This is a genomic window from Eubacterium sp. BIOML-A2 (genome assembly GCF_009680135.1).
Taxonomy (GTDB): Bacteria; Bacillota; Clostridia; order Lachnospirales; family Lachnospiraceae; genus Faecalicatena; species Faecalicatena contortus_B.
In genome coordinates this window covers 1-24,533 of the sequence record NZ_WKZK01000044.1, presented here as the reverse complement: position 1 = coordinate 24,533, position 24,533 = coordinate 1, and the positions used below count along the sequence as shown (strand labels likewise).

Annotated in this window: 19 protein-coding genes and 1 riboswitch; of the genes, 3 read left to right on the top strand and 16 right to left on the bottom strand. The window is 47.0% G+C overall.

What is annotated here, in order from left to right:
• Nucleotide 1: 1 nt before the first annotated feature.
• A riboswitch (glycine riboswitch) is annotated at nucleotides 2-96 on the bottom strand.
• A gap of 192 nt (nucleotides 97-288) precedes the next feature.
• From GKG43_RS15200 to GKG43_RS15190, 3 genes are all read right to left on the bottom strand, one after another.
• Entirely contained in the window at nucleotides 289-1,071 is a 783-nt protein-coding gene (locus GKG43_RS15200; protein ID WP_025657159.1) for a ZIP family metal transporter, read from the bottom strand.
• A gap of 79 nt (nucleotides 1,072-1,150) precedes the next feature.
• Complete coding sequence (locus tag GKG43_RS15195; protein ID WP_025657158.1) at nucleotides 1,151-1,582, bottom strand: flavodoxin; 432 nt, start codon at nucleotides 1,580-1,582, stop codon at nucleotides 1,151-1,153.
• A gap of 4 nt (nucleotides 1,583-1,586) precedes the next feature.
• Nucleotides 1,587-2,186: a DUF3793 family protein gene (locus GKG43_RS15190; RefSeq protein WP_129879304.1), complete on the bottom strand. Its 600-nt coding sequence runs from the start codon at nucleotides 2,184-2,186 to the stop codon at nucleotides 1,587-1,589.
• A 274-nt stretch (nucleotides 2,187-2,460) separates the two neighbouring features.
• Between GKG43_RS15190 and GKG43_RS15185 the strand changes: the two genes are divergently transcribed.
• Entirely contained in the window at nucleotides 2,461-2,883 is a 423-nt protein-coding gene (locus tag GKG43_RS15185) for a hypothetical protein (RefSeq protein WP_025657156.1), read from the top strand.
• Between the two features lie 285 nt (nucleotides 2,884-3,168).
• Here GKG43_RS15185 and GKG43_RS15180 read toward each other — a convergent pair whose 3' ends face one another.
• The 4 genes from GKG43_RS15180 to GKG43_RS15165 form a co-directional block, all read right to left on the bottom strand.
• On the bottom strand, nucleotides 3,169-4,869 hold the full coding sequence (locus GKG43_RS15180) for a CvpA family protein (protein ID WP_129879303.1): 1,701 nt from the start codon (nucleotides 4,867-4,869) through the stop codon (nucleotides 3,169-3,171).
• An 83-nt stretch (nucleotides 4,870-4,952) separates the two neighbouring features.
• Nucleotides 4,953-6,398, bottom strand: coding sequence for a TrkH family potassium uptake protein (locus GKG43_RS15175; protein ID WP_129879302.1), 1,446 nt, complete (start codon nucleotides 6,396-6,398; stop codon nucleotides 4,953-4,955).
• 10 nt (nucleotides 6,399-6,408) lie between these two features.
• Complete coding sequence (gene trkA, locus GKG43_RS15170; protein WP_129879301.1) at nucleotides 6,409-7,767, bottom strand: Trk system potassium transporter TrkA; 1,359 nt, start codon at nucleotides 7,765-7,767, stop codon at nucleotides 6,409-6,411.
• A gap of 515 nt (nucleotides 7,768-8,282) precedes the next feature.
• Nucleotides 8,283-10,355, bottom strand: a complete 2,073-nt coding sequence (locus GKG43_RS15165) for an elongation factor G (protein ID WP_025657153.1) — start codon at nucleotides 10,353-10,355, stop codon at nucleotides 8,283-8,285.
• 892 nt (nucleotides 10,356-11,247) lie between these two features.
• On the opposite strand from GKG43_RS15165, the gene GKG43_RS15160 reads away from it, so the two are divergent.
• Both GKG43_RS15160 and aroA read left to right on the top strand, forming a co-directional pair.
• Nucleotides 11,248-12,342, top strand: coding sequence for a prephenate dehydrogenase (locus tag GKG43_RS15160; RefSeq protein ID WP_129879300.1), 1,095 nt, complete (start codon nucleotides 11,248-11,250; stop codon nucleotides 12,340-12,342).
• Nucleotides 12,343-12,371: 29 nt separating this feature from the next.
• Nucleotides 12,372-13,664 (top strand): 3-phosphoshikimate 1-carboxyvinyltransferase, encoded by a 1,293-nt coding sequence (aroA, locus tag GKG43_RS15155; RefSeq protein WP_129879299.1) that lies wholly within the window; start codon nucleotides 12,372-12,374, stop codon nucleotides 13,662-13,664.
• A gap of 118 nt (nucleotides 13,665-13,782) precedes the next feature.
• Here aroA and folK read toward each other — a convergent pair whose 3' ends face one another.
• From folK to GKG43_RS15110, 9 genes are all read right to left on the bottom strand, one after another.
• Nucleotides 13,783-14,604: a 2-amino-4-hydroxy-6-hydroxymethyldihydropteridine diphosphokinase gene (folK, locus tag GKG43_RS15150; protein WP_129879298.1), complete on the bottom strand. Its 822-nt coding sequence runs from the start codon at nucleotides 14,602-14,604 to the stop codon at nucleotides 13,783-13,785.
• A gap of 36 nt (nucleotides 14,605-14,640) precedes the next feature.
• Nucleotides 14,641-15,465 (bottom strand): dihydropteroate synthase, encoded by an 825-nt coding sequence (folP, locus tag GKG43_RS15145; protein ID WP_129879297.1) that lies wholly within the window; start codon nucleotides 15,463-15,465, stop codon nucleotides 14,641-14,643.
• A 17-nt stretch (nucleotides 15,466-15,482) separates the two neighbouring features.
• Nucleotides 15,483-15,965 carry an HD domain-containing protein gene (locus GKG43_RS15140; RefSeq protein WP_129879296.1) on the bottom strand — a complete coding sequence of 161 codons (483 nt, stop codon included), beginning with the start codon at nucleotides 15,963-15,965 and terminating at the stop codon, nucleotides 15,483-15,485.
• Nucleotides 15,966-15,983: 18 nt separating this feature from the next.
• Entirely contained in the window at nucleotides 15,984-16,535 is a 552-nt protein-coding gene (folE, locus tag GKG43_RS15135; RefSeq protein WP_347562070.1) for a GTP cyclohydrolase I FolE, read from the bottom strand.
• Nucleotides 16,535-17,833 carry a folylpolyglutamate synthase/dihydrofolate synthase family protein gene (locus GKG43_RS15130; RefSeq protein WP_129879294.1) on the bottom strand — a complete coding sequence of 433 codons (1,299 nt, stop codon included), beginning with the start codon at nucleotides 17,831-17,833 and terminating at the stop codon, nucleotides 16,535-16,537. Before GKG43_RS15130 ends, folE begins: the two co-directional genes overlap by 1 nt.
• Nucleotides 17,834-17,998: 165 nt before the next feature.
• Nucleotides 17,999-19,273 (bottom strand): class 1 isoprenoid biosynthesis enzyme, encoded by a 1,275-nt coding sequence (locus GKG43_RS15125; RefSeq protein WP_129879293.1) that lies wholly within the window; start codon nucleotides 19,271-19,273, stop codon nucleotides 17,999-18,001.
• Between the two features lie 310 nt (nucleotides 19,274-19,583).
• Nucleotides 19,584-21,272, bottom strand: a complete 1,689-nt coding sequence (locus GKG43_RS15120; protein ID WP_129879292.1) for a [FeFe] hydrogenase, group A — start codon at nucleotides 21,270-21,272, stop codon at nucleotides 19,584-19,586.
• A 12-nt stretch (nucleotides 21,273-21,284) separates the two neighbouring features.
• Entirely contained in the window at nucleotides 21,285-23,171 is a 1,887-nt protein-coding gene (nuoF, locus tag GKG43_RS15115; RefSeq protein ID WP_129879291.1) for an NADH-quinone oxidoreductase subunit NuoF, read from the bottom strand.
• Between the two features lie 4 nt (nucleotides 23,172-23,175).
• Nucleotides 23,176-23,649 carry an NAD(P)H-dependent oxidoreductase subunit E gene (locus tag GKG43_RS15110; RefSeq protein ID WP_025657141.1) on the bottom strand — a complete coding sequence of 158 codons (474 nt, stop codon included), beginning with the start codon at nucleotides 23,647-23,649 and terminating at the stop codon, nucleotides 23,176-23,178.
• Between the last annotated feature and the right edge of the window lie 884 nt (nucleotides 23,650-24,533).

Below are 24,533 nucleotides of genomic sequence, written 5' to 3'. Positions count from 1 at the left end.
ATATTACTCCTCCATCCTTTTGCCTGAGAGATTTACAGCACACGCTGCGTACACCTTCGGCGCTCTTAAAACAAGAGACTCTCCTGAGTTGTCGTGTCTTAACACGCAATTTGAAGCATATCACCAAATCCTCACCATTTCAAGTACTTTTTGAGGAATCAGCGTGCATCATCTGTCACTCGATCCACCTACTCCGTCTGGCCCCCCATCCGGGATAGGGACGCCTTCAGCTTTGATGTTCCAGCTCTTGAGAACCGGGGTGTCCCCATACCAGCCACCACAATCTCCCTACCCCAAAGCCACATCTAATATCATCATAAGGGTAAATCCGATTGCCACCCCCACTGTGCTGATGTTTGTATGCGGTTCTGCCTGTGCTTCCGGTATCAGTTCTTCTACGACAACATAAATCATCGCTCCCGCCGCGAATGCGAGCAGATACGGGAGAATTGGCACGACAAGACCTGTCAGAAGGATTGTTATGACCGCCGCAATCGGTTCCACTACACCCGACAAAGTGCCGTAGAGGAAGGAACGGCCTTTTGATACTCCTTCACTCCGCAGCGGCATGGATATAATGGCGCCCTCTGGGAAGTTCTGGATTGCGATACCGACTGACAGGGCAAATGCACCGGCAAGTGATATGGTTGTGTTCCCGGATACTGCCCCGGCAAACGTTACTCCTACGGCCATTCCCTCCGGTATGTTGTGCAGCGTTACCGCAAGGACGAGCATGGTTGACTTTTTCAGGCTGGATTTTACTCCCTCCGGCTCGTCTCCATTGAGATGCATATGCGGCGTCACGGTATCCAGAAGGAGCAAAAAGCCCATCCCAAGCAAAAAGCCTGCCGCAGCAGGCAGCCAGGGCCGTGAGCCGTTCTCCTCCGCCATCTCTATGGCCGGGATCAATAGGGACCACACAGAAGCGGCTATCATAACACCTGAGGCAAAGCCAAGCAGCGCCTTCTGTAGTTTTTCATTCATTTCCTTACGCATAAAGAATACCATGGCTGAGCCAAGGGTGGTTCCTGCAAAAGGAATCAGTATTCCAAGCAGCATGTTCTGATTCATGTTCTTTCCCCCATTCATCTTATAGTTTCATACGTATGAAACTATCTTATGCATGGAGTGGACGATTTGTCAATGAAATCTATGTAAGTTCTGCAAGTTCTCTTCCTGCTTTCTCGCAAGCTTCTATTGCTTCTCCATCCGGTGCCTCATTGGCAATGATGCCTTCTGCACGCACCAGCTCAGCTCCGGCTGCCTTCATTCTTTCTGCCCAGTTCCGCATCCATTCGCCGTCGCCCCATCCATAGGAGCCAAATAATAAAATATGCTTACCGGATACAAGTGTTTCCAGTGACTCCACAAACGGCTCCATCTCGTTCTCCTCCAATTCTTCTGCCCCCATCGACGGGCAGCCCAGCGCAAATGCATGCTCAGACGCTATTTCAACCGCATCTGCCGCACTTGCCTCAATCAGCCTTGCGTTCTTTCCCGCCGCTTCTATTCCTCTGGCAACCGCCTCTGCCATTGCCTGTGTATTGCCGGTTCCGCTCCAGTAGACAACTGATACATTCATGGTTTTAATCCTCCTTATTACGCGCGATATCTTTTATGCTCTTTCCTGTTAAAAATTCGTTGACCGCACATACTTTTGCCTGGTCATATTCCTTGAAAATCATTTTCGCGGCCATCGGATTGCTGTAAACCTTCCAATAGCCCAGGAACAGATATTCTCTTCCTGCATTGCGGATAAACCCCTGTACATCCTCCACGGGATATCCAAAAAAGATTCCGATCTCATGCGGATATCCGATCTCCTCCCTTGAAAATAAAGCCGTGCGGCAGGACAGCCTTTCCAACATCTCGTCCAGCCCCATTTCAATGTAACCGAATTCCCGGATAAAGCTTCTGATCCCTACCCGGTTCAGATACTCGGATAACTCTTTATCACGGTAAAACAAAACCAGGCATCTCCCCTCTGCTGCCGACAGCCTGCGGTAAGATATTCCTGACCCGCCCAAGATATTATACAGCTCATCATACATAGAGTCCTCCATTGTAATTCCGCAGGACACCTTTTTCCCCTTTAGAAACGGTGCACACTGAAGTACAATCTGAAACCGCAGCTTTAAACGTATATCCTCATGTTTTAGAAAATAAGACAGCACTTCTGCAGGCATAGCACTCTCCCTTCAAATGATTGTGATTCTCAATTAAATGAATTTTACCACACTTCTGTCAGCTATTCAATTCCACCTTATGATAACTATTCTCATTTAATTCAAAGCAATTCTGTACTTTTTCCTTCCCCTGTTTTATATGGTGAACCCTTTCGATAAAGTTGGAATTTATCCTTTTTTTAGTTGTTACCACCCGTACTTTAGTGTATAATGAATTAAAGACATTTGAGCATTGAGAGGTCTCAAAAAAACATACAAAAAGGAGAGATTCGCCATGGTAAATTTAATAACAGGCCCGAAAGGCAGCGGCAAAACTAAGCAGATGATCGAACTTGCAAACGAGAAGGTGAAAACTTCCAATGGAAACGTAGTATTAATCAAAAAGAGCCATCGTGATACATACATCGTGGACTTTCAGGTTCGCGCAATCTGTATGGCAGATTACAGAGATATTCAAACGCTGGATGAATTTATCGGATTTATATACGGCATGGTAGCCGGTAACCACGACATTGAAACCATTTTCATTGACGGAGTATTAAAACAGGCAGATATTTCCATTGACAACCTGTCAAAATTCCTCGAAAAACTGAACAAAATTTCAAAAGAAAATAATATTGAATTTATTATCAGTGTCAGCGCTGAGAGAAAAGATATACCAAACATTGATTCACCGGATTATGCCGTTCTGAATTAATGAGACCAAAAAGGGTGTATCTGCGGATCTCGACCTGCCTGGTACACCCTTTTATTTTAACCTGTTTTCTCATTTCCATCCTAAGAAAATTATGCCCTGTTTTCCTCACATCCGGGCAGTCACATTTTTTCAAGAATCCCAATCGATCGAATCGAATATTTGATAACTGAATTCTGTGCATAGATCTTTATTTTAACGGGCTGATTCGGTAAAACGCGCTGTTTAAAAGAACAGCGGATATGAGTACGTCCATCATATCCGCTGCTTACTCTTAGTGAAGCGCTTTTATTCCTGTGCTGTGCCTTCCTCAGCCTGCGCTGTATCGTCCTGCTGCCCGTTGTCTGCATTTTCCCCGTCGGAAGACGGTGATGTCTTCTGCAGTTCTTCTCCGTTGAAAGAAAGAACTGTATTGGTCGTATCGCCCTCTTTATACTCCACAGTTACTTCCTGCCCTACTTCATATTTTATAATATCTATGAAGTCCACTACTGACACATCAAAGATCTCATCTGAGCCCTCCAGCATTACGTAGTAGTGAGAATTACCGTCAATAACTCCCTGCGCTATTTTTGTAATCTTCGCAGTAATTGTCTCAATCTCACGGGTATCTTTTTCAACCTCTTTGATTCCGTTTTCATACATCAGGTTCGTATAAGCAGCCTCGCACGAGCTTACTGTATCTCCGATTGCCACAATCTGATATTTCTGTACGTTCACCATCGCATATTTTTTAACCAGCCCCGCATCATCTTTAAGGGCGATAAAATAAGTCGGTTCTCCGGAAATATTCAAAAGCAGCGGGAAGGTTGCCTTATACTTCAGGTTCTGTACCTGTCCTTCCGCCGAGGACATTGCAGAGTCTTCTGTTGCTCCCTCAATGCCATAAAACTTTGTCTCCATTGTCCGCTGGTTCATCAGAACAAATCCTACATTGGACTGGTCACCGCTGACAGAAGTCACGCCGGTGTATACCCACACGTCATCGTCGATTGCAAGATAATTGTAACCGGTTGTTGTCTTCAGACAGTCCTTTTGCCCCAGGATGCTGTTAAAATAGCCATGCTTCAATGATCCGTAATAGTCATACAGTTCCACAAGCAGATCAGCCGAGTAAGCCCTGTCTATCCATTCCGGCGCATCTTCTATCTTATAGTCCTTTGTCTCTCCCGTAATGGCATTGCACAACACTACGCGGCCTATGGTGGTTCCACCGAAAAGGCCGATGTTAAACTTCTTCACCGGGCAGATCCAGTATGGAACTCCGTCATCGTCAATTTCAAAACTGAGGTCATTAAAAATATACGTCGGATACTTAAATCTAAGATGGCGGTAAATATTTCTGTTAAAGTGGTCGCTTGTCGTATACTTCATGCCCTCTTTCAGCTTCACAAGTTCCGTATTCTGCGTTGCCATATCAATTTTTATATATGCCGGTATCCCTTCCTTCTGGTTTGTAAGCCATTTGATCACGCTCGCATAACGCAGCGGTGAAACTCTGACCGGCTGATCCTGGTAATTAATCTGGCTGTACAGATCATCCACCTCGAACTGAGATACCATGTCCACCATGCTGCCCATTTTACGGTTACCGAGGATTGCAGCAGAATCCCTGTCCAGAAGCGGAATCTGTTCAAAAGACAATTCCTCGATATCTTTCGTGAACTCACCGTCTTTTACATCCAGAAGTTTCTGATACTTCTTCGCATTTACAATTGGTGAAGATAGCAATGTGCCAATCAAATAAGCCGCTACCACTACCACCAGGATTCCCAAAATAACTTTTACGCCTTTCGAGTTTTTCAGTTCATACCGGTTAAGCTTCTTCCTTCTGATGTAAATCAAGGCAGCAATAATAACAATCACTATAAAAAACATCCAGAAATCTGAGGAGTGGATATTGATTGCCGGCAGCGTTACATAATAATAAATCGCAGCAAGCAATATGATTCCTATCACAGCCAACACTTTTACTTTCCCTTTTTTCATACATTACCCTTTCTGTCTTTCTTCCTTAAGTCTTTAAGTACTCTCCGGCATGTTGCCAAAGTTCTGTCAGTTTCCGAGATTTATTAGAACCTCCTTCTCCACAGATCCGGAGAAAGAAGCAGAAGATACGGGAATATCTCCAATCTTCCTATCAGCATATCCAGGCAGAACACAATTTTGGACAGAGGTGAAAAGCCAGAAAAGTTTTCAATCGGCCCCACCTGCGCCAGCCCAGGCCCCACATTATTCAGCGTTGTCAATACGGAACTGAATGTTGTCGTAAAATCGTAGTCATTGATGGAAACCAGCAATACAGATAACATCATTATCAGGATATAACAAATAAAGTAAATATATACGCCGTGCATGGTATCTCTTCCCACTTTTTTTCCGTTTATCTGCACAATCGTAACGGACTTGGGATGCAGCATTCTTCTGATCTCCTGCTTTACGCTCTTCATTAATATCAGAAAACGAGATACCTTTATCCCCCCTCCTGTAGAACCTGCACAGGCTCCGATCACCATCAGTCCCAGCAGGATTACCTTTGACAATTCGGGCCACTGGTCAAAATTGGCCGTACAGAATCCCGTCGTCGTAATGATCGCCCCTACCTGGAAGGAGGCATATCGAAATGCATGCAAAATATTGCCGTACATCCCCATGATATTCAGCGTAATAACCGCCATGGAGGCAAGAATTATGCCCAGATATCCACGGAGTTCTTCATTTTTCAGCGCGGCCTTCCAATTTTTCAGACGCAGCAGGAAATAGATATTGAAGTTCACTCCAAACAGAATCATAAATACCGTGATCACTCCGTCAATATATGCACTGTCGTAATAGGCAATACTTGCATTTCTATTTGAAAATCCGCCCGTTCCAGCCGTACTGAATGAATGGATCAGCGCATCATAAAAGCTCATGCCGCCAAAAAGCAGAAAAACTACTTCCGCTGCGGTCAGCACAAAGTACATGGAGTACAAAATCTTAGCCGTGCTTCTCGCCTTTGGCACAAGCTTGTCAGCCTCCGGCCCCGGCACTTCCGCACGCATCAGATGCATAGAACTCTCATCATCCAGAGAAGTCAGCATCATAACGAAAACCAGCACTCCCATTCCGCCAATCCAGTGCGTCAGGCTCCGCCAAAAAGCCATTCCCATCGGCAGGGCCTCAATATTTGTCAATATGGTTGACCCTGTTGTAGTAAAACCGGACACGGTTTCAAAAAATGCGTCCAGATAATTCGGTATGCACCCTGATATGAAAAACGGCAACGCGCCGAATAATGACCATAATATCCAGGCGGAACCCACGATAACAAGTCCTTCTTTGCCGTAAATCAGCTTGTTGCCCGGTTTTTTCCGCCCAAATATCAGGAATATGATGAGAAGTACTGCACTTACCATCAAAAATGATAATCCGCTTTTTTCCCCATATAAAAAAGCAACCGCTGCCGGAAGCAGGAGAAGCGCACCTTCCACCCCCAGCATCTTACCTATTATGAAAGTTGTCATTCTATAATTCATCGATCTGCACCTACAGCAAAATATCCTGGATATCCTGGATATGTTTTTCCATTGTAATGATAATAACGCTGTCTCCTACCTGAATGCAGTCATCACCGTTAGGTATAATAATTTTGCGCTTTCTCGCAATGCATGCAATCAGATTGTTCACCTTCAGTGACAGATCCTTTAATGGAATGCCCGTATAGTTTGTCTGAGATTTCACTATAAATTCGAGAGCCTCCACTTTTCCGTCGACCAATTGGTACATCGTTTCCACATTCGCGCTTCCCTGAGAGTTCCTGCGGGCACGCACGTAGCTGAGAATTGCATCCGCCGTAGCAGCCTTGGCTGACACGATACTGTCGATGCCAAATTCCTGTATCATTCTGGCTCTTCTGTCTTCATTTACCTTGACAATAATCTTGGAAACACCTTGGCTCTTTGCAAAGAGCGACATAATGATATTTTCTTCATCCATCCCCGTCAGGGCGATCAGTGCATCCGCATCCTGTATCCCCTCTTCGATCAGAAGATCATGGTCGGTAGCGTCCCCGTTTATCACCGTCGCCTTGGGAAGAAGTTCACACAGGTTTTCACATTTCTTTTCGTCTATTTCAATGATCTTAACCTGCATCCCAATCTTGCAGAGCTGTGTGGAAAGGTAGTAGCTGACGCGCCCACCGCCACAGATAATTACCTTTTTAATCTTTTCTTTTCTCTGACCCAGCAGTTTGAAGAACAGCTCAATCTCCATGTGAGAAGCAGCTATATGCAGCCTGTCCCCGGCTCGCAGCACATAATCACCATCAGGAATAAAGACTTCCTCCTCCCGCTCTACCGCGCAGACAAGAAGCTTAATCTGAAATCTATTATACATGTCCGCCAATGACATCCCAATCAGGCAGCTCTTTTCCAACAGAGGAAGTTCAATCAGTTCTACTCTTCCCTTGACAAATGTATCAACCTTACTTGCATCCGGGAATAATAAGAGCCGGACAATCTCCCCTGCCACAGCCAGCTCCGGGTTTACCGCCATACTCAGATGTAAGTCTTCTTTTAATATATCAATCTGCTGATAATATATTGGATTACGCACCCTCGCTATTGTGTGCCTTGCCCCCAATCGTCTTGCAATCAGACAGCTCAGCATATTACATTCATCTGTGGAAGTACACGCAATCACAAGATCTGCATGCGGAACATCTGCTTCCTTCTGAACTGCCACACTTCCACCGTCTCCGGTAACGCAAAAAATATCCAGCCTGTCAAGCGCGGCACGCAACTTTTTCTCATTGCTGTCAATCATAATAACGTCATAATTTTCCGCGGAGAGTTGTTTTGCCAGCTTATAGCCAACTTTTCCATCCCCAATAATGACTATCTTCATTCGTCTGCCCTCAACTTCATTACTTATTATATTTTGGTCATTTTTCTATAATGGCAGAGCAATTATAGCACTTTTAACTGCAAACTACAATCGTTTTCCAGATTTCTTAACAAATTTCAAATTACCGGGTGCGCAAGGGGGGATTTAGGCGGGTATGGGGACGCTTTTGGGAATTGGAATATGCCTCTCTCGGGTGCGATATCAGGGCATAAATGCCGCTAATCAAAACCGGGGGAGGCGGATTATGCTGAACTTGTGGGACTGCAATTGTTTGGGAAGGAAAAGTACGTATGCTGATTTCGGAAGCCTTAAGAGTGCCTTACAAGTTCTTGTAGCGGAAAAGCCGCATCTTATGGAGGAAAATTGATTCCGAATCAATTTTCCAGAGCGTATTCACTTAGAAAGCATCGGCTTTCTAAGTGAATACGCTCGGTTCCATAAGATGCGGCTTTTTACTGCCAGAACTTCTTGGCTAAGCGGCTGATTTCCAAAATCAGCAGACTCCTTCCCGCCTCCTACTCTTCAGCTCTTGCTGCGATTTCTTTTTCCTGTACGTCGGATGGCGCCTGCTCATATCTTGCGAATTCGTAAGCATAGGTTCCACGGCCACCTGTCATGGAACGGAGTACTGTACAGTATCCGAATAATCCGGTCATTGGGATATCGGCCTCTATGACCTGTTTGCCGCCCGTGATCGGGTTCATCCCCAGCACGCGTCCACGTCTCTTGTTCAGGTCTCCCATGACATCACCTGTATATTCGTCCGGTACTGTAACCTTTAAGGAAGCGATTGGTTCTAAAAGTACCGGTCCTGCTTCCATAAATCCTTTCTTGAATGCCTGCACTGTTGCTGTCTTAAATGCCATCTCAGAGGAATCTACCGGATGGTAGGAACCATCGTAGAGAACTGCTTTTACTCCTACGACCGGGTAGCCTGCAAGCGGGCCTTTTCCAACGGAATCCTGAAGACCTTTTTCGACTGCCGGGAAGTAATTCTTCGGCACCGCTCCGCCGACTACTACTTCTTCGAATATATATGGTGTCTCCAGATCCCCTGACGGCTCAAATCTCATCTTAACATGTCCATACTGTCCGTGTCCGCCTGACTGTTTCTTATACTTAGTATCCACGTCAGAATTCTTGCGGATTGTCTCCCGGAATGCAACCTTTGGCATCTCCAGTATAATCTCAACTTTGTATCTGTTCGCGAGCTTGCTAGCCGTGATCTCCAGATGCTGGTCCCCCATACCATAAAGTAAAGACTGACGGTTTTCGCTGTCATTTACTGCCTTCAGTGTCATATCCTCGGCCATCATCTTAGCCAATGCCTGTGACACTTTATCATCATCCCCTTTGTTCTTTACGGAATACTTCATATATGTATACGGGATGGAGAAGTCTGTCTTAGCGTAGGAAACCTGCGTTGCTTTTGTAGAAAGAGTGTCTCCTGTCCTTGTATTGGACAGCTTTGCAATTGCTCCGATGTCTCCTGCAAACAGTTCGGTAACTTCGGATGGTTTATTTCCGCAAATCGTATAGAGCTTGCCCGGCTTCTCTTCTGCGTCCGTATCTGCATTGAAAAGGATATCGTCTCCCTTTAATACGCCGGAGCACACTTTAATCAAAGAATATTTTCCAATAAAAGGATCGACCATTGTCTTAAACACATAGGCTGTCTTTGCTTTTGAGAAATCATAATTCGCCTCAAATATGTCATTGGTCGTTCTGTTAATTCCTGCACAGCTTCTTTTATCCGGGCTCGGGAAGAACCTGACAATATCAGAAAGGAGATTGGCAACACCCTGCGCCTGAAGATTGGAACCCATTCCTACCGGAACAATATCTCCGTCCATAACTTCCGTACGCATAGCTGCCCGGATCTCTTCAACAGAAAACTCTTCCCCTGAAAAATACCGTTCCATGAAATCTTCACTTGTCTCTGCTACTGCCTCCATCAGGGAGTCTCTCAGTATCTCAAGGTTCGCCTTGCAGTATTCGGGAATCTCGCATTCTTCTCTCTGTCCAATCCCAGTATATCTTCTGCCTGCGTTCTTAATCACATTGATATAGCCAACCAGCTTTTCATTCTCGCGGATCGGCTGGAAGTGCGGAGCTATCTTTTTGCCGTATCTCGCTGTCAGATCCTCTACAACCTGACGGAAACTGGCGTCATCCACATCCATCTCAGTCACATAGATCATACGCGGAAGATTGTACTTATCGCATAATTCCCACGCCTTCTCCGTCCCAACCTGTACACCTGCTTTACCGGAAACTACAATTACCGCTGCATCTGCTGCACTGACTGCCTCCTCAACTTCCCCGACAAAGTCAAAATATCCCGGCGTGTCCAGAATATTAATCTTGGCCTTTTCCCACTCAATAGGAATCAGAGATGTGCTGATAGAAAAACCACGCTTCTGCTCTTCTTTATCAAAATCACTGACCGTATTATTGTCTGAAATCTTACCCATTCGGTTTGTTGCCCCTGATACATACAACATTGCCTCTGCAAGGCTCGTCTTGCCACTCCCGCCGTGGCCAAGCAATACTACGTTTCTAATCTCGTCTGTTCTGTAAACCTTCATGCTGCTGCCTCCTTGTGTGTCGTTATTATGTGCATGGTTTCTATCATACTCGCCGTGCACACGTATTATGTGTATATTGTACTAAAAAACTAAGACCATTACAACTCCTTTATGAATTTTTAACAAAGAATTTAGGGGGAATGGGCAGGAAATTTTGGATGAAGAGACGCATCCAGGTAATCCCATTCCCCTTCCCCGTACGCTGGGTTCATCCAATTTTTACAGGGCAATTCCCAGGGGGATTCTTCCGGGGGCAGCGTATTTGATCTGCTGGGAGGATATTTTTGTGCTGTGGTTGGGGATGATATTTATGCGCAAGGCCTGCTTCATCTTATTATTTATTCGCTGCAGCAGTAATATCCACTTATTTTATTTTCTTTGAAGCCTGCCATGCATACTCCCCTACCAGCCAGTCCCATCCGCTGCTCCCCTCCCGCCTTAGGGCCCCCAGCATGCCAGGGGCCGTTTGCTGCAGTGCATTATTCCCAGCCCGTGCAATGTGCGGCTCCAGGGGGACGTCTGCCGGTTTTGTGGGCATAGAATAAGCTTAGAAGCGCTTAATGCCGTACCGGAGGATTTTATGGATGGGAGCTGGCTTCCAGGCCGGCTCCCAAGCGGGGTCTGAGCCGTGCAATCATCAGATTGCACGGTGAATCCCCGTGGTTCCATAAAATCCTCCGGTACGGCATTTAGCGCTTCTTAGCGAATGGGCAGCCCCCAAAACCGACAGACGTCCCCCTGGAGCCGCACATTGCACGGGCCGGGAATAGCACTGCAGCAAACGGCCTCCTGGCAGGCGGCCCCCCCTCCTTTTTATTTACTTTTTGGGGAGGAGGTGTTAAACTGTTTTTGTATGTTTTGTATTTGATTTTACTGAAAGGAATGAATCACCATGACTAAAAAGATTGGCTTCATCGGCCTCGGCCTGATTGGCGGCTCTATCGCTAAGGCTATCAGGCAGTACTATCCTGATTATGAACTGCTGGCCTTTGACAAAAGTAAGGAGACACTGGCACTGGCAGTTCAGGAAGGTACTATTCAAACTTCCTGTTCTTCAATTGATGAGAATTTCAGAGGGTGCAGTTACATTTTTCTTTGTGCACCTATTTCCTATAATACCGCCTATCTTACACAGTTGAAGGAGTATATCCATCCGGACTGTATTCTGACTGATGTGGGAAGTGTAAAGACTTCGATTCATGAGGAGATTATCCGGCTGGGGCTAGAAGATAATTTTATTGGGGGGCATCCTATGGCAGGCTCCGAGAAAAGCGGATTCGTGAATTCAAAACCTGTGCTGATTGAAAATGCCTACTATATTCTGACTCCTTCTTCCAGGGTTCCGAAAGAAAAGGTTGCAGAATATAAAAGTTTTGTGGAGTCCCTGAAGGCACTTCCTATTATACTGGATTATAAAGAGCATGATTATGTTACAGGGACGATCAGCCATCTTCCTCATATTATTGCGTCCAGCCTGGTCAATTTTGTACGGGATACTGATACGGAAGACGAACTTATGAAAAACCTGGCCGCAGGAGGTTTTAAGGATATTACCAGAATTGCTTCTTCCTCTCCTGTGATGTGGCAGCAGATCTGCCTGAAAAACCAGAAAAATATTTCCCGGATCCTGGGGGATTATATTGAGGTTCTGAAACAGGCAAAGGAGTCCGTGGATGAAGGCTCAGAAAACGACCTGTTTTCCCTGTTCGAATCCTCCAAAGACTATCGGGATTCCATGCCCAACAGTTCTGCCGGGCCTATCAAGAAACGCTTTGCTGTTTACTGTGATATCATCGATGAGGCAGGAGGAATTGCCACGATTGCAACCATACTGGCCAGCAATAATATCAGTATCAAAAATATTGGTATTGTACATAACCGTGAATTTGAGGAAGGCGTTCTGCGCATCGAATTTTACGATGAAAGCTCTTCAGCTAAGGCGGCTGAACTGCTGAAAAAATACCGTTACATCGTCTACGAAGTGTAATTTGCATAAGAGAAAGGATTTTTAAAGATATGGAATTAACAAATATTACGGGATTAAAAGGAGAAGTGGCCATTCCCGGAGACAAATCTATTTCCCACCGCTGTGTTATGTTCGGCTCCATCGCGATGGGAATCACCGAGATTCATAATTTTCTGGAAGGTGCCGATTGTCTGGCTACCATCGACTGTTTCCGGAAAATGGGGATTGATATTCGGCAGTCCGGGGACACCATTACGGTGCATGGGAAGGGCCTCCACGGTCTTTCCGCTCCTTCTGAGATCCTGGATGTAGGTAACAGCGGCACAACAACCCGGCTGATTTCCGGAATTCTGGCAGGACAGTCCTTTGATTCCAAGCTCTCAGGTGATGAGTCCCTGAATTCCCGCCCCATGAAACGGATCATCGAGCCGCTGACTCTGATGGGAGCAAATATTTCCAGCATCCTCCGCAATGGCTGTGCACCGCTGTACATTACAAAGGGGGATCTCCATGGCATTCACTATGATTCTCCCGTTGCATCCGCACAGGTTAAATCCTGTATCCTGCTTGCAGGCCTGTATGCAGACGGCGAAACTTCTGTGACGGAGCCGAGCCTCTCCCGCAATCATACAGAACTGATGCTTGCCGAATTCGGAGCAGATGTCTCCACGACGCATGATCTCAGCAGTACAAAAGCGACAGCCTTACTCCGTCCATGTAAAGAACTCTACGGACGCACGATCACCGTACCGGGAGATATTTCATCCGCGGCCTATTTTATCGCAGCGGGGCTGCTGGTGCCGAATTCAGAGATTCTGATTAAAAACACCGGCATCAATCCAACACGTGCCGGCATCCTGAAGGTTTGTGAAGATATGGGCGCAGATATCACGCTTTTAAATGAACGCATTGAAAGCGGCGAGAAAATTGCCGACATTCTGGTTCGTACAAGCCGTCTGCACGGTACCACGGTGGAAGGCGATATCATTCCCACACTGATCGATGAGATCCCGGTCATTGCAGTCATGGCCGCCATGGCGGAAGGCACTACGATTATCCGTGATGCCGCAGAGCTCAAGGTTAAAGAAACCGATAGAATCGAGACTGTCACCGACAATCTTAAGGCAATGGGATGCGATGTAACACCGACCTCGGACGGCATGGTCATAGAGGGTGGAAAACCACTTCACGGAGCAACGATCCACACCCTTCTGGATCACAGGATTGCTATGGCATTCAGTATTGCTGCTCTTGTGGCAGAAGGCAATACGAATATACTGGACAGCCACTGCGTGGATGTGTCCTACCCGACCTTCTACGAAACTTTTGAACAATTACTCTAAAATTGCATCTGCACACAACACAAAAACCCGGGCCATGCAGTCACAGAGACTGAATGGTTCGGGTCTTTTTCACACCGCAAACGGTTCACCGGGATCCTCTCCGGCATTCGCTTCCCGTTTATTGACTCTGCTCAACCTCCTCCAGCAGCTCACGCACTGTCTTCCCGTTTCCAGGATGATGCTTATATGGCGCGATCTCATGAAGGGGCTTCAGCACAAAATCACGTTTGTGCATCTCGACGTGGGGAATACAAAGTGTATCCGTCTCCACAATCAGATCATCGTAAAAAATAATATCCAAATCCAGGGTCCTTGGCCCCCAGTGTATAATGCGCTCCCGCCCAGCATGTGCTTCGATCTTATGCAGCTCCTCCAGCAGTTCCTCCGGCGGCAGCATCGTCCGCAGCTCCAGACAGCCGTTCAGGAAATCATCCTGCTCTGTCATGCCATAAGGCGGGGTAACAAGCCAGCCGGAGGTTTTCACTACCCGGCAGTCCTCTCTCCGATCCAGTTCTCTGACCGCAGCATTCAGATAGCCTTCTTTGTCCCCCATGTTAGATCCCAGGGCAATATATGCCGTATGCCACTGCCTGGCAACCCTGACTGACACGTATTCCACCGGAAGGCCCAGAGGAGCCCACGGCTTTTTCACCTCCAGCTCCACCTTCTCCAGATGTGCGGTATGCATAAGAAGCTCCTCTGCCAGACACTCCGCGGCCCGTTCAATCAGCTTATACGTATTCTTCTTCATAAAAGTAACTATAAACTGGCTGACCTCGCCATAATGAATGGAAGCCGTCAGGTCATCTGTCTTTCCGGCATGCCTGGTGTCCGTATAAAGAACCGCTGAGATCAAAAACTTCTGCCCCAGCACATTTTCCTCCGGAAATACGCCGTGATTGGCAAATACCTCCAGATTTTGTATCTTAATCTGATCCATAATCCCGTCCCTCTATATGTCGTTTTCTCAAAGGGGTCAGACCCCTTTGCAGTCATGTTCCCTCATAATAGCTTCTGTCATCTGAATGGCCCGTTTGTTTCCCTTCACATCGTGCACACGCACAAAGGAACACCCTCTTAGTATCCCAAGCACGGTGGTTACGAGGGTTCCCTCTTCCCGCTGGCTGGCCGGCAGACCCAGTGTCAGGCCGATTACGGACTTTCTGGAGGTTCCCAGTAAAATAGGATACTCCAAAAATTTCAGACGGTTCATTTCCTTGATGATTTCCAGATTCATCTCATACGTTTTTCCAAAGCCGACCCCTGGATCCAGTATGATCTTATCTTTTGCAATACCAGCCTTTCTTGCTATGTCAACACTTTCCTGCAGATCCATCAGAACCTCCGGCAGAAAATTCACGTATTCTGCTTTCTCCCGGTTGTGCATCAGGCAACACGCTGTCTGACTTTCAGCGATTACGTCCGCCATCCCGGCATCATATTTGAGCCCCCAAATATCATTCACAAGAGCAGCGCCGGCCTGAACTGCAGCTTTTGCAACGCTGCTCTTGTAAGTGTCGATGGAAATGGGTGTGTCAAACTCCTGCTTCAGCCTTTCTATCACGGGCACGACCCGCTCGGTCTCTTCGTCCTCCGTAATCTGGATATGCCCCGGACGAGTCGACTCTCCGCCCACATCCAGTATATCCGCACCGTCACGCACCAATTCCTGTGCATGCAGAAGCGCCTTGTCCAGATCATTGTACATTCCGCCGTCGGAAAATGAATCCGGCGTCACGTTCAGAATCCCCATGATATAGGTATGATGTTCCGTGTCAAACTCCCTGCTGCCTATTTTCATCTCTTATACCAGTCCTTTCACCATTTTATCTCCATATTCTTCTTTTCACTGCTCCAGTTGCATTCCTTCTCCGCCGGGCACGCATAACATGCTCTGGACAATTTATCACTTTCATATAAAAGTCTGCCAAGCACAGACTGATTCTCACTGTCCCGTCTGTGCTCCAGAATTGCCTGAAGAATCATCTGTCTTTCTTCTCCTGTAAATGTATCCGTATCCTCCAGTATCTTTTCTGCCGTCTCTTTTCCGGCGGTCTCGTGGGGTATGCCTTCCGTATACTGGCTGGCCTTGCCGATATCATGCAGAATTGCCGCCGCGTAGATCACCTCTTTCTTCAACCCCAGTCCGTTCTCCAGACTCCGGATATATGCGATCCGGGCCACATCCAGCAGATGCGGCATCTGATGCCTGCAGAACCGCCGATCCCGTTCCAATTCTTCCAACCGCTTGCAGCTGCTTAGATATAAAGGATGCTTTCTGATCAATTCAATCTCTTTCATATACAAAATCCCGTTCCTTTATCTGATCATCTGAAAAAACAGATTGGTCAACTCCGGATCCTCCAGAAATACGCCTCTCTTAACTACTGTCACGGTCTGGCTCCCTGGTTTTTTGATTCCCCGCATTGTCATGCACATATGTTCTGCCTCTATCATCACAAGTACTCCTTTTGGCTTCAGATGCTCCATCAGGGCATCTGCAATCTGCCCCGTCAGCTGCTCCTGAATCTGAAGTCTTCTGGCAAATGCTTCTACAGTTCTGGCGAGTTTGCTTAAGCCTACTACCTTTCCGTCGGGAATATATGCAATATGGGCCTTTCCATAAAAGGGAAGAAGATGATGCTCGCATGTAGAATAAAAGGTAATATCTTTTTCCATCACGATTTGGTTATTGTCTACGCAAAATGTCTTTTTCAGATGCTCTGCCGCATCTTCTTCTATCCCGCCGTATATTTCCTCATACATCCGGGCAATACGCTCCGGAGTCTCCTTTAAGCCTTCTCTTTCGGCGTCTTCTCCGATCCCTTCCAGAAGAAGCTTTACCGCCTGTTTAATCTTTTCCTGATCTATCATAACTTCTCTCCCATATCCTCCGCCAATTCCATAACCCGTCCCAGATAGGACAGCGAACCAAATGCCAGTACTACATCGTCTTTTCTAGCAGAAGCACAGGCTTCCCTCACGGCCTCTTCTATCCCGGATGCCTCTTCTACCTCCCCCACACAGTAAGGCAGCAATGCCTGCTTTAATTCATCCGCGCCCAGCGTCCTGCCCTGATCCGGCAGCTCCACAGTATATATCTTATCCGCCAGAGGACCCATGATCTCTGCTATCTTGTCATATTCCTTATCCCGGAATACTCCCATAATAAAGAGCATGCGCCTGCTGGGGAAATATTGTACCAGAGACTCCCGAAGTCTCAGCGCCGCTTCCTCGTTATGTGCCCCGTCCACAAGCACCAGCGGATCCCTGGCAACACAGGTCAGCCGTCCGGGCCATGTTGTTTTTGCAAAACCTTCCTCCACAGCCCGCCTTGAGATCTCATATCCCCGGTTTCTAAGTGCCCGGATAACTCCAAGAACTGTTACGGCATTCTCAATCTGGAATCTGCCTGCCAGCGAAATTCTGATATTTTCCCACTCCCGGTAGGAAAACCGCTGTCCATCCCAGTTTTCTTCTACCATTACTGCCTCCCTGGGATACACAACCTCCATGCCGCATTTCAGCTCCCGGGCCTTTTCGACGAGTACCGTCATCACTTCCGGCTTCTGCAGCGATGTGACAACTGTACAGCCCGGCTTTATAATTCCCGCCTTATTAGCCGCAATCTCCTCCAGTGATTCGCCCAGAAAGCCCATGTGATCCCTGCTGATGGATGCGAATACGGCAAGCTCCGTATTCTTCACAATATTGGTTGCATCCAGCAGTCCACCCAGACCGGTTTCTAAAACGACTAAGTCGCAGCGCCTCTTTCTGAAATACAAAAAAGCTACTGCCGTCTCTGCCTCAAAAACGGTGGGGCTGGCCTCACCTCTGGCTTCCATACGTGCAATAGCTTTCTTAACTTCTTCCACTAATTCTGCGAACTCATCTTCCGGTATCCACTTTCCGTCTATCTGAATCCGTTCCAAATAGGAAACCACTGTTGGTGATACATATCTGCCGGTTCTATACCCTGCCTCACTTAAAATTGTTGAAGTGTATGCAAGCACAGATCCCTTGCCATTCGTTCCTGCAATATGTATGAACTTCAGGTCATCTTGAGGATGCCCAAGTTCACGCAACAGACCTCGAATCGTATCCAAGCCAAGTACACTTCCGTATTTCGACACTTCGTCCAAATATACCCTTGCTTCTTTATAGGTCACGTTTCTCGTTTCCTTTCTCTCTCTTCTATAAATTATGTAATTATTCAGATTACGCTGCAGAATAATGTATTCCACTGTTGTCAATCATAGCACTAAATGCATTTTATCACAAGAGAAATTTATTCTCGCCATCCCGGTACTGCCGGAGCGCATTAAACACCTTCCCTATTCCAAAGAAGGTACCTGGCACCAGACATCCAGTATCTCCATCATATTTACCGGGCTGTGCTGCATGTTCTCCCGGTTCTTGGTATTTTCCGCATCCATCCATGCAAAAAAACCCGCAGGCAGTACGGACCATTCCTCTATCTTTCTTTTAAACTTTTCCGAAAAATACTGTTCCTTTTGGAACACAGTCATAATTACCAACTGCACACAGTTATCCAGCACAAAACCTTTATACGCCTCTTCCCCTCTCCAATAATTTTCAAAAACATATTTTAGAAAAGACAGCAGACGTCCCACAATTTCGTCCAGAAAGCCGGCTCCCGCACTCAGCGTCATCAAGGTCTGATGTCCGTTTCCGGCATCCTCATCCACGTCCTGCAAATCATCTGCAAGCTGCAAAAAGAGCCCGAATCCCGTAAGAAACAGGACATCTTTTTTCTTTAGATTCCCATCAATCATGCACTGATCCACATAGATAGAAGCCCCGCCCTTATAAGCTGACATCTGCAGAAGCTCTTCCGCCGTTTTCTCCGTCTTTCCCTGCTGCTCCATACTTTTAATCTGGGCATCATAAATGGTCAGCAGAAAATCATAAAGTCCGCTGAATATTTTTCTGGGATAAATATCTTCGACCGAATCAACCATGGAGAAAACTTTCTGTTCCAGATCGTCTTCCGCCTCTGTTTTGAGTCCGTTCAGTTTCTGCTCCAGCCTGCAGTTAAATGCAGCCTTTTCCTGTCTCGTTTTTTCACCGTCCAGAAAATTATCCGTATAAGGATAAAGCAGGCTGTACCCCCAGATCGCCTCATGGAACCACCTGTCAGAACCATCCGCAAGGCACAGCATAAAATATACAAAATAATTTCTCAGTGCCTGTCCAAGATCCTCCAGTACAAGCTCCCTGTCAAACACTCGCGTATGTCGGATAAACGTTCTAACCGCCTCTTGGAATCCGTTCCTCACATCGCCCGGCAGCCGCCCCAGCTGGAACATTACATCCTTATCCATAGCGTCGGACAAGGCTTTCTCCGCCTTCTCCCGCCACATCTTCTGACCGTGAACGGCCTGAGGGAAGCTTTGCAAATGCCCGTTCAGCTTCCCCCAGACCTCCCTGCACCGTTTATCATTTTCAGCCCGCTCTTTTACAGAAATAGCACGGAACATCCCCGCACCCGCTACCGCAGGAGTTTTCTTCCAAACATCCGTCACGGTCTTCACCGCCGCAGTAATTCCATACCGATCATCCTCCCGAATCGTTTCCCAAGTGTCCATAATATGCCCTCCTGTAAAAAGCCACAGCCGTTAATACACTCCCTGTTCCCAATACTTCAAAAGTATAGCACGATCCTCCCTCAAAAACAACTAAAGGAATGGGGCTGTTATATGAAGAAAAGGGAGCGGAAATGAAAGGGATAGGCGGAAACCTTCCCTAATCCAACTTGTCTATCTCCTGTCTGGCCACGATGTCACCTCATACTTCCAATATCATTCCCCTTCCGCTCTCCCGTCCTGAATCTCATCCCGCACAGCCACTAAAAGGTAAAGAAGCGGACGCTCTCCTCACCGTCTCGTCAGCTGTAAGCTAATTCACCTCATTATGCAGCAGTTTATGTTCTTTTCCTTTCAATATGCCCTCATAAGCCGCCTCAACGATCGGATTCTGGTTTGAAAGTTTGATCTGTGCCATTGTGTCGATCTTATAAAGTCCTTCCAGTCTTGCTTTCTTTGTCCTTGGGCCGATCGGCACAGGCTGCCCTCCTCCGGCGATACACCCTCTCTTACAAGCCATGACTTCCACGAAATCATAGTACACTTCTCCTGCTTTCATCTTCTCCAGTACTTCGGAGGCACATTGCAGACCATTCACAACAGCGATTTTAACTTCTCTGTCTCCCAGTTTTACCCTGGCTTCCTTGATGCCGTCTACACCGCGCACCCCGGTGAAACTGATTGCTTCCAGGTCTTCCGCCTTATTGCTGTTAACAAGACGCCGCAGCACTGCTTCTGTCACACCTCCGGTAACCCCGAAGATTGCGCCTGCGCCGGATGCCAGTCCAAATGGCATGTCCAGTGCTTCCGGCTTCACCTGTGCAAGATCGATTCCAGCTTCCTGGATCATCCGGGTAACCTCTGTGGTTGTCAGCACATAATCCACATTCTGCTCCCCATCTGTAAAGTGTTCCGGTCTTGTGATCTCTGCTTTTTTTGCGGTGCATGGCATAATCGAGATAACCATGGTCTTCCTGGTGTCTTCCGCCGCCTTCATACGTGCCTCTTCCTTAATCAATGCGCCGAACATCTCCTGCGGAGAACGGCAGGTGGAAATATTCTTCCTGAATTCAGGATATCTATTTTCACAGAACTTCACCCATGCCGGACAGCAGGATGTGAAAAGCGGAAGATTTTCTCCTGATTCCAGGCGTTCCAGCAATTCTTTGGATTCTTCCATAACCGTCAGATCCGCGCCGAAATTAGTGTCGTATACTTCGTCAAAACCGATACGGCGAAGAGCCGCCACGAGGCGTCCAAGCACATTTTCACCTTTTTTGATGCCGAACTTATCTCCCATAGCCACCCTGACCGCCGGGGCAATCTGTACAACCACACGGACATTCTTGTCACTGAGCGCACGCCATACCGGATCTACGTTCTGTTTAATCGTAATTGCACCTGTCGGACATACCGCGCGGCACTGTCCGCATCCTACACAATCCGTCTGCGCCAGATCCTTGTTAAATGCCGGCGTCACCTGCATTTTGGAACCGCGGAATGCGAAATCCAATATACCAAGGCCCTGAATCTCGTCACAGGTTCTAACACAGTCACCGCACAGTATACACTTATTTGGATCCCTCACAACACACTCTGATGTCGTATCTTTCTCCAGCTGTTTTTTATTATTTTCAAACCTTACATCCATAATTCCAAGCTGTCTCGACAGCTTCTGCAGTGTACAGACTCCGTTTTTAGCACAGGTAGTACAGTCACGGCAGTGGGATGCCAGAAGCAATTCGATAATCATCTTTCTGTGGTGCTGCAGTTTTGGCGTATTTGTATAAATCACCATTCCGTCCCTGGGTGTCTCTGAACAGGATGCAAATATCCTTCCTCTGTTATCCTCCACCACACACATACGGCAGGCACCGTAGGTAGATAGCTCCGAATGATAGCAGAAAGTAGGAAGGTCAATCCCGGCTCTGCGGATGACGGAAAGAACATTCTTTTCATTCGTAAAGGCGACCCTTCTGTTGTTGATTGTCATATAACTCATGTTCGTTTCCTCCTACCCTTCAATATGTATCGCACCAAATGCACAGGCGCTCTCACAGGCGCCGCACTTAATACATTTTTCATTATCAATGACATAAGGTTCTTTAATCTGTCCGCTGATCGCACCTACCGGACAGTTTCTCGCACATTTGGAACAGCCCTTGCATCGTTCCGGGCTGATGATAAACTGCCGCATTGCGGCACAGTTGTGGGATACACATTTCTTCTCAACTACATGTTCCTCATACTCTTTTCTGAACAGCTTCAGCGTACTGATGACAGGCAGAGCCGCACTCTTGCCCAGACCGCACAGTGCTGTGTCCGTAATAGTATCCGCGAGCTCCTCAAGCAGATCCAAATCCTCCAATTTTCCATTTCCGGCCACGATTCTTTCCAGGATCTCCAGCATGCGCTTTGTGCCTTCCCTGCACGGAACGCATTTTCCGCAGCTTTCATTCTGCGTAAAGTTCATGAAGAACCTTGCGACCTCCACCATGCAGGTATGGTTATCCATTACAACCAGTCCGCCGGATCCAATCATTGCGCCCATCTTCTTCAAGGAATCGAAATCCAGATTAATATCCAGATGCGGCGTAATCAGACAGCCGCCGGAGGGACCGCCGATCTGTACGGCCTTAAATTCTCCATCCCCCTTAATTCCGCCGCCGATGTCATAAATAACTTCGCGGAGGGTGGTTCCCATGGGAACCTCGATCAGACCTGTGTGCTTTACACTTCCAGTAAGAGCAAACGCCTTGGTTCCGGGACTGCTCTCCGGTCCGATACTTTTAAACCATTCAGCGCCTTCGTTGATAATCATGGGAACATTTGCAAATGTTTCTACATTATTCAGTACGGTCGGTTTCGCAAACAGGCCCTGTTCTACCGTTCTTGGAGGCTTCACACGCGGCATGCCACGGTTCCCTTCTATTGAGGCTGTAAGAGCACTGCCCTCACCGCAGACGAAAGCTCCCGCTCCCCTGTTAATATGTAAACGGAAGGAAAAATCAGTACCCAGAATGTGTTCTCCCAGCAGGCCGCATTCTTCTGCCTGTGCGATCGCCAGTTTCAGACGGCTGATCGCCAGCGGATATTCGGCACGCACATAAATATAGCCTTCGGAAGCGCCAACAGCATAAGCAGCGATCATCATACCTTCAATCATCTTATGCGGGTCTCCCTCCATAATGCTTCGGTCCATGAATGCGCCCGGGTCTCCCTCGTCACCGTTACAGACAACATAACGTTCTTTTTCCTGCTGTTTAGCCACCTGTGACCATTTATAACCGGTCTGGAAGCCGCCGCCCCCGCGTCCGCGCAGATTAGATTCTGTAATTTCCTCAATTACTTCCTCCGGCTTCATATTGAACAGTGCCTTTTCAAGAGCCTGGTATCCGCCTGTGGAAATATACTCCTGGATATGCTCTGCATCAATATGTCCGCAATTTTTCAGCACATTTCTTGTCTGCTTTTTATAAAATGGAATCTCGTCCTGTTTCTGGTATTCAATGCCATCCTGTTTAAATAAAAGATGCCTGATGATCTCTCCTTTTTCAATCGTTCTGTGGAATATCTCATCGCAGTCATCCAGCTGTACCTTTGTATACAGAATTCCCTGGGGCTCTATCCTCATCAGAGGTCCCATCTCACAGAATCCATGGCATCCGCTTTTCTTAATGCCAAGTTCTCCATCCCCATGTGCGATCTCTTCCCCAAAATGCACTTCCACATCCGGATTTTCATCGACCAGCTCACACATTCTCCTGTAAATGTCACCGGAACCGCCTGCCAGACAGCCTGTCCCCGCACAAATCAGCACCCTGCATTTACTGTTTTCTATCTGTGCTTTCGAAGCTTCACGTACCAGCCCGAGAGCTTCTCTGTTCTCAATTCTCTCCATATCTCTAAGCTCCTCTCAACTCGCGAATTAATTCAGCTGCTGCATCCGGCGTCATTGCCGGATATACCTTATCATTCACTGTAAGCACCGGCGCCAGCCCGCAGGCCCCGAGACAGGAAACCGTTTCCAGAGTAAACAGCATATCATCTGTTGTTGCTTTTTCGCTGGAAAGGCCCAATTCGCTGTAGAGACGCTCCAGGATCGGAATCGATTTACGCACATGACAGGCTGTTCCATCACATACCTTGATGATGTATTTTCCTTTTGGCTCAAAAGAAAAATTCTCATAAAATGTTGCCACACTGTAAGCCTTTGCCTCATTAATGCCTAGCTTCCCTGCCACATAGCTCAAAAGCTCAGGCGGCAAATAACGGTATTCCGTCTGAATATCCTGAATAATAGGAATCAGTGATGCCTGTTCCGCCCCATGTGACGCTATGATTTCATCTGCCTTGTCATAGTAGGTCTGATCTAACATGAGATACCTCCTTAAACTGCGTTTATAAAGCTTTCAAATCCTTATAAACTGTACTTTTGTATGATATAGTTAAAATTTTATCAATCACTGTTTATTATATGGTAAATGTGGATTTTAGGCAATAGGAAAATACACTTTTTCTCAATAAAATCGGGATTTAGTTAACGAGCTTTAGACTCGTTGACGAATGGCGGACGCGAATGACGAGGTGGGTCCGGGAGCTGGCGGGGCAATGTCTGCTGGTGAAATGTCCTGACACTTCTCGAAGAAGCTGTAGAAGAAAACGGTAGTTAAGAGCTCATTCCCCAGAGGGGCCCTCGTACGGTAGCAACGGATGGAACAGAATTGGTGATTCGTTCATATAGGTGTAATTGTTAGATCGCCTTGTTACCCGTAAATATACTGGATTTAAAAAATTGTATGGTTCATTAATAAATAAACATATGGAGTTACACACGATAATCGTTACTAAATAAATAGATTTCTTCAAAAACAGTCCCAAAGCTCCCATACATAAAAGCCTTAAAATCCATTTAATCAAGATGTATGATACGCATAGCCAATTCCATCCGCCTTCCCCGTCTCGGGCTCCACCTTAGGAACGAGTCTTTGCCTACCGGTCGGATGAACCAGCCGAGCGGCAGGAAAGCTCGCCAACCGGGTGGGATCCCGGACCAGGGCAGCGGATGTGGATTGGCTATGCGTATCTTTTCATCTTCAAGATGTGTATTGAATTATCTTGATACTGGAACCGTATCCCATCGCTTATGTACACCTACTGGGGACATAGAAGTCCCGCCAATTTATTACCATACGCTGCCCCCGTTTGAGGCTCCTCCTTAGAAACGAGCCTTTACCTGCCGGTTGGATGCGCCAGCTCCATG

Coding starts and splice junctions, on each gene's coding strand:
- GKG43_RS15175 (WP_129879302.1), bottom strand. CDS start 6,398: ATGAATTATAGAATGACAACTTTCATAATAGGTAAGATGCTGGGGGTG.
- GKG43_RS15110 (WP_025657141.1), bottom strand. CDS start 23,649: ATGTTAGATCAGACCTACTATGACAAGGCAGATGAAATCATAGCGTCA.
- GKG43_RS15195 (WP_025657158.1), bottom strand. CDS start 1,582: ATGAATGTATCAGTTGTCTACTGGAGCGGAACCGGCAATACACAGGCA.
- GKG43_RS15140 (WP_129879296.1), bottom strand. CDS start 15,965: ATGAAAGAGATTGAATTGATCAGAAAGCATCCTTTATATCTAAGCAGC.
- GKG43_RS15120 (WP_129879292.1), bottom strand. CDS start 21,272: ATGAGTTATATGACAATCAACAACAGAAGGGTCGCCTTTACGAATGAA.
- folP (WP_129879297.1), bottom strand. CDS start 15,465: ATGAAAATAGGCAGCAGGGAGTTTGACACGGAACATCATACCTATATC.
- GKG43_RS15180 (WP_129879303.1), bottom strand. CDS start 4,869: ATGAAAAAAGGGAAAGTAAAAGTGTTGGCTGTGATAGGAATCATATTG.
- GKG43_RS15190 (WP_129879304.1), bottom strand. CDS start 2,186: ATGCCTGCAGAAGTGCTGTCTTATTTTCTAAAACATGAGGATATACGT.
- folK (WP_129879298.1), bottom strand. CDS start 14,604: ATGGATCAGATTAAGATACAAAATCTGGAGGTATTTGCCAATCACGGC.
- GKG43_RS15200 (WP_025657159.1), bottom strand. CDS start 1,071: ATGAATCAGAACATGCTGCTTGGAATACTGATTCCTTTTGCAGGAACC.
- aroA (WP_129879299.1), top strand. CDS start 12,372: ATGGAATTAACAAATATTACGGGATTAAAAGGAGAAGTGGCCATTCCC.
- trkA (WP_129879301.1), bottom strand. CDS start 7,767: ATGAAGATAGTCATTATTGGGGATGGAAAAGTTGGCTATAAGCTGGCA.
- GKG43_RS15185 (WP_025657156.1), top strand. CDS start 2,461: ATGGTAAATTTAATAACAGGCCCGAAAGGCAGCGGCAAAACTAAGCAG.
- GKG43_RS15165 (WP_025657153.1), bottom strand. CDS start 10,355: ATGAAGGTTTACAGAACAGACGAGATTAGAAACGTAGTATTGCTTGGC.
- GKG43_RS15160 (WP_129879300.1), top strand. CDS start 11,248: ATGACTAAAAAGATTGGCTTCATCGGCCTCGGCCTGATTGGCGGCTCT.
- nuoF (WP_129879291.1), bottom strand. CDS start 23,171: ATGGAGAGAATTGAGAACAGAGAAGCTCTCGGGCTGGTACGTGAAGCT.
- GKG43_RS15125 (WP_129879293.1), bottom strand. CDS start 19,273: ATGGACACTTGGGAAACGATTCGGGAGGATGATCGGTATGGAATTACT.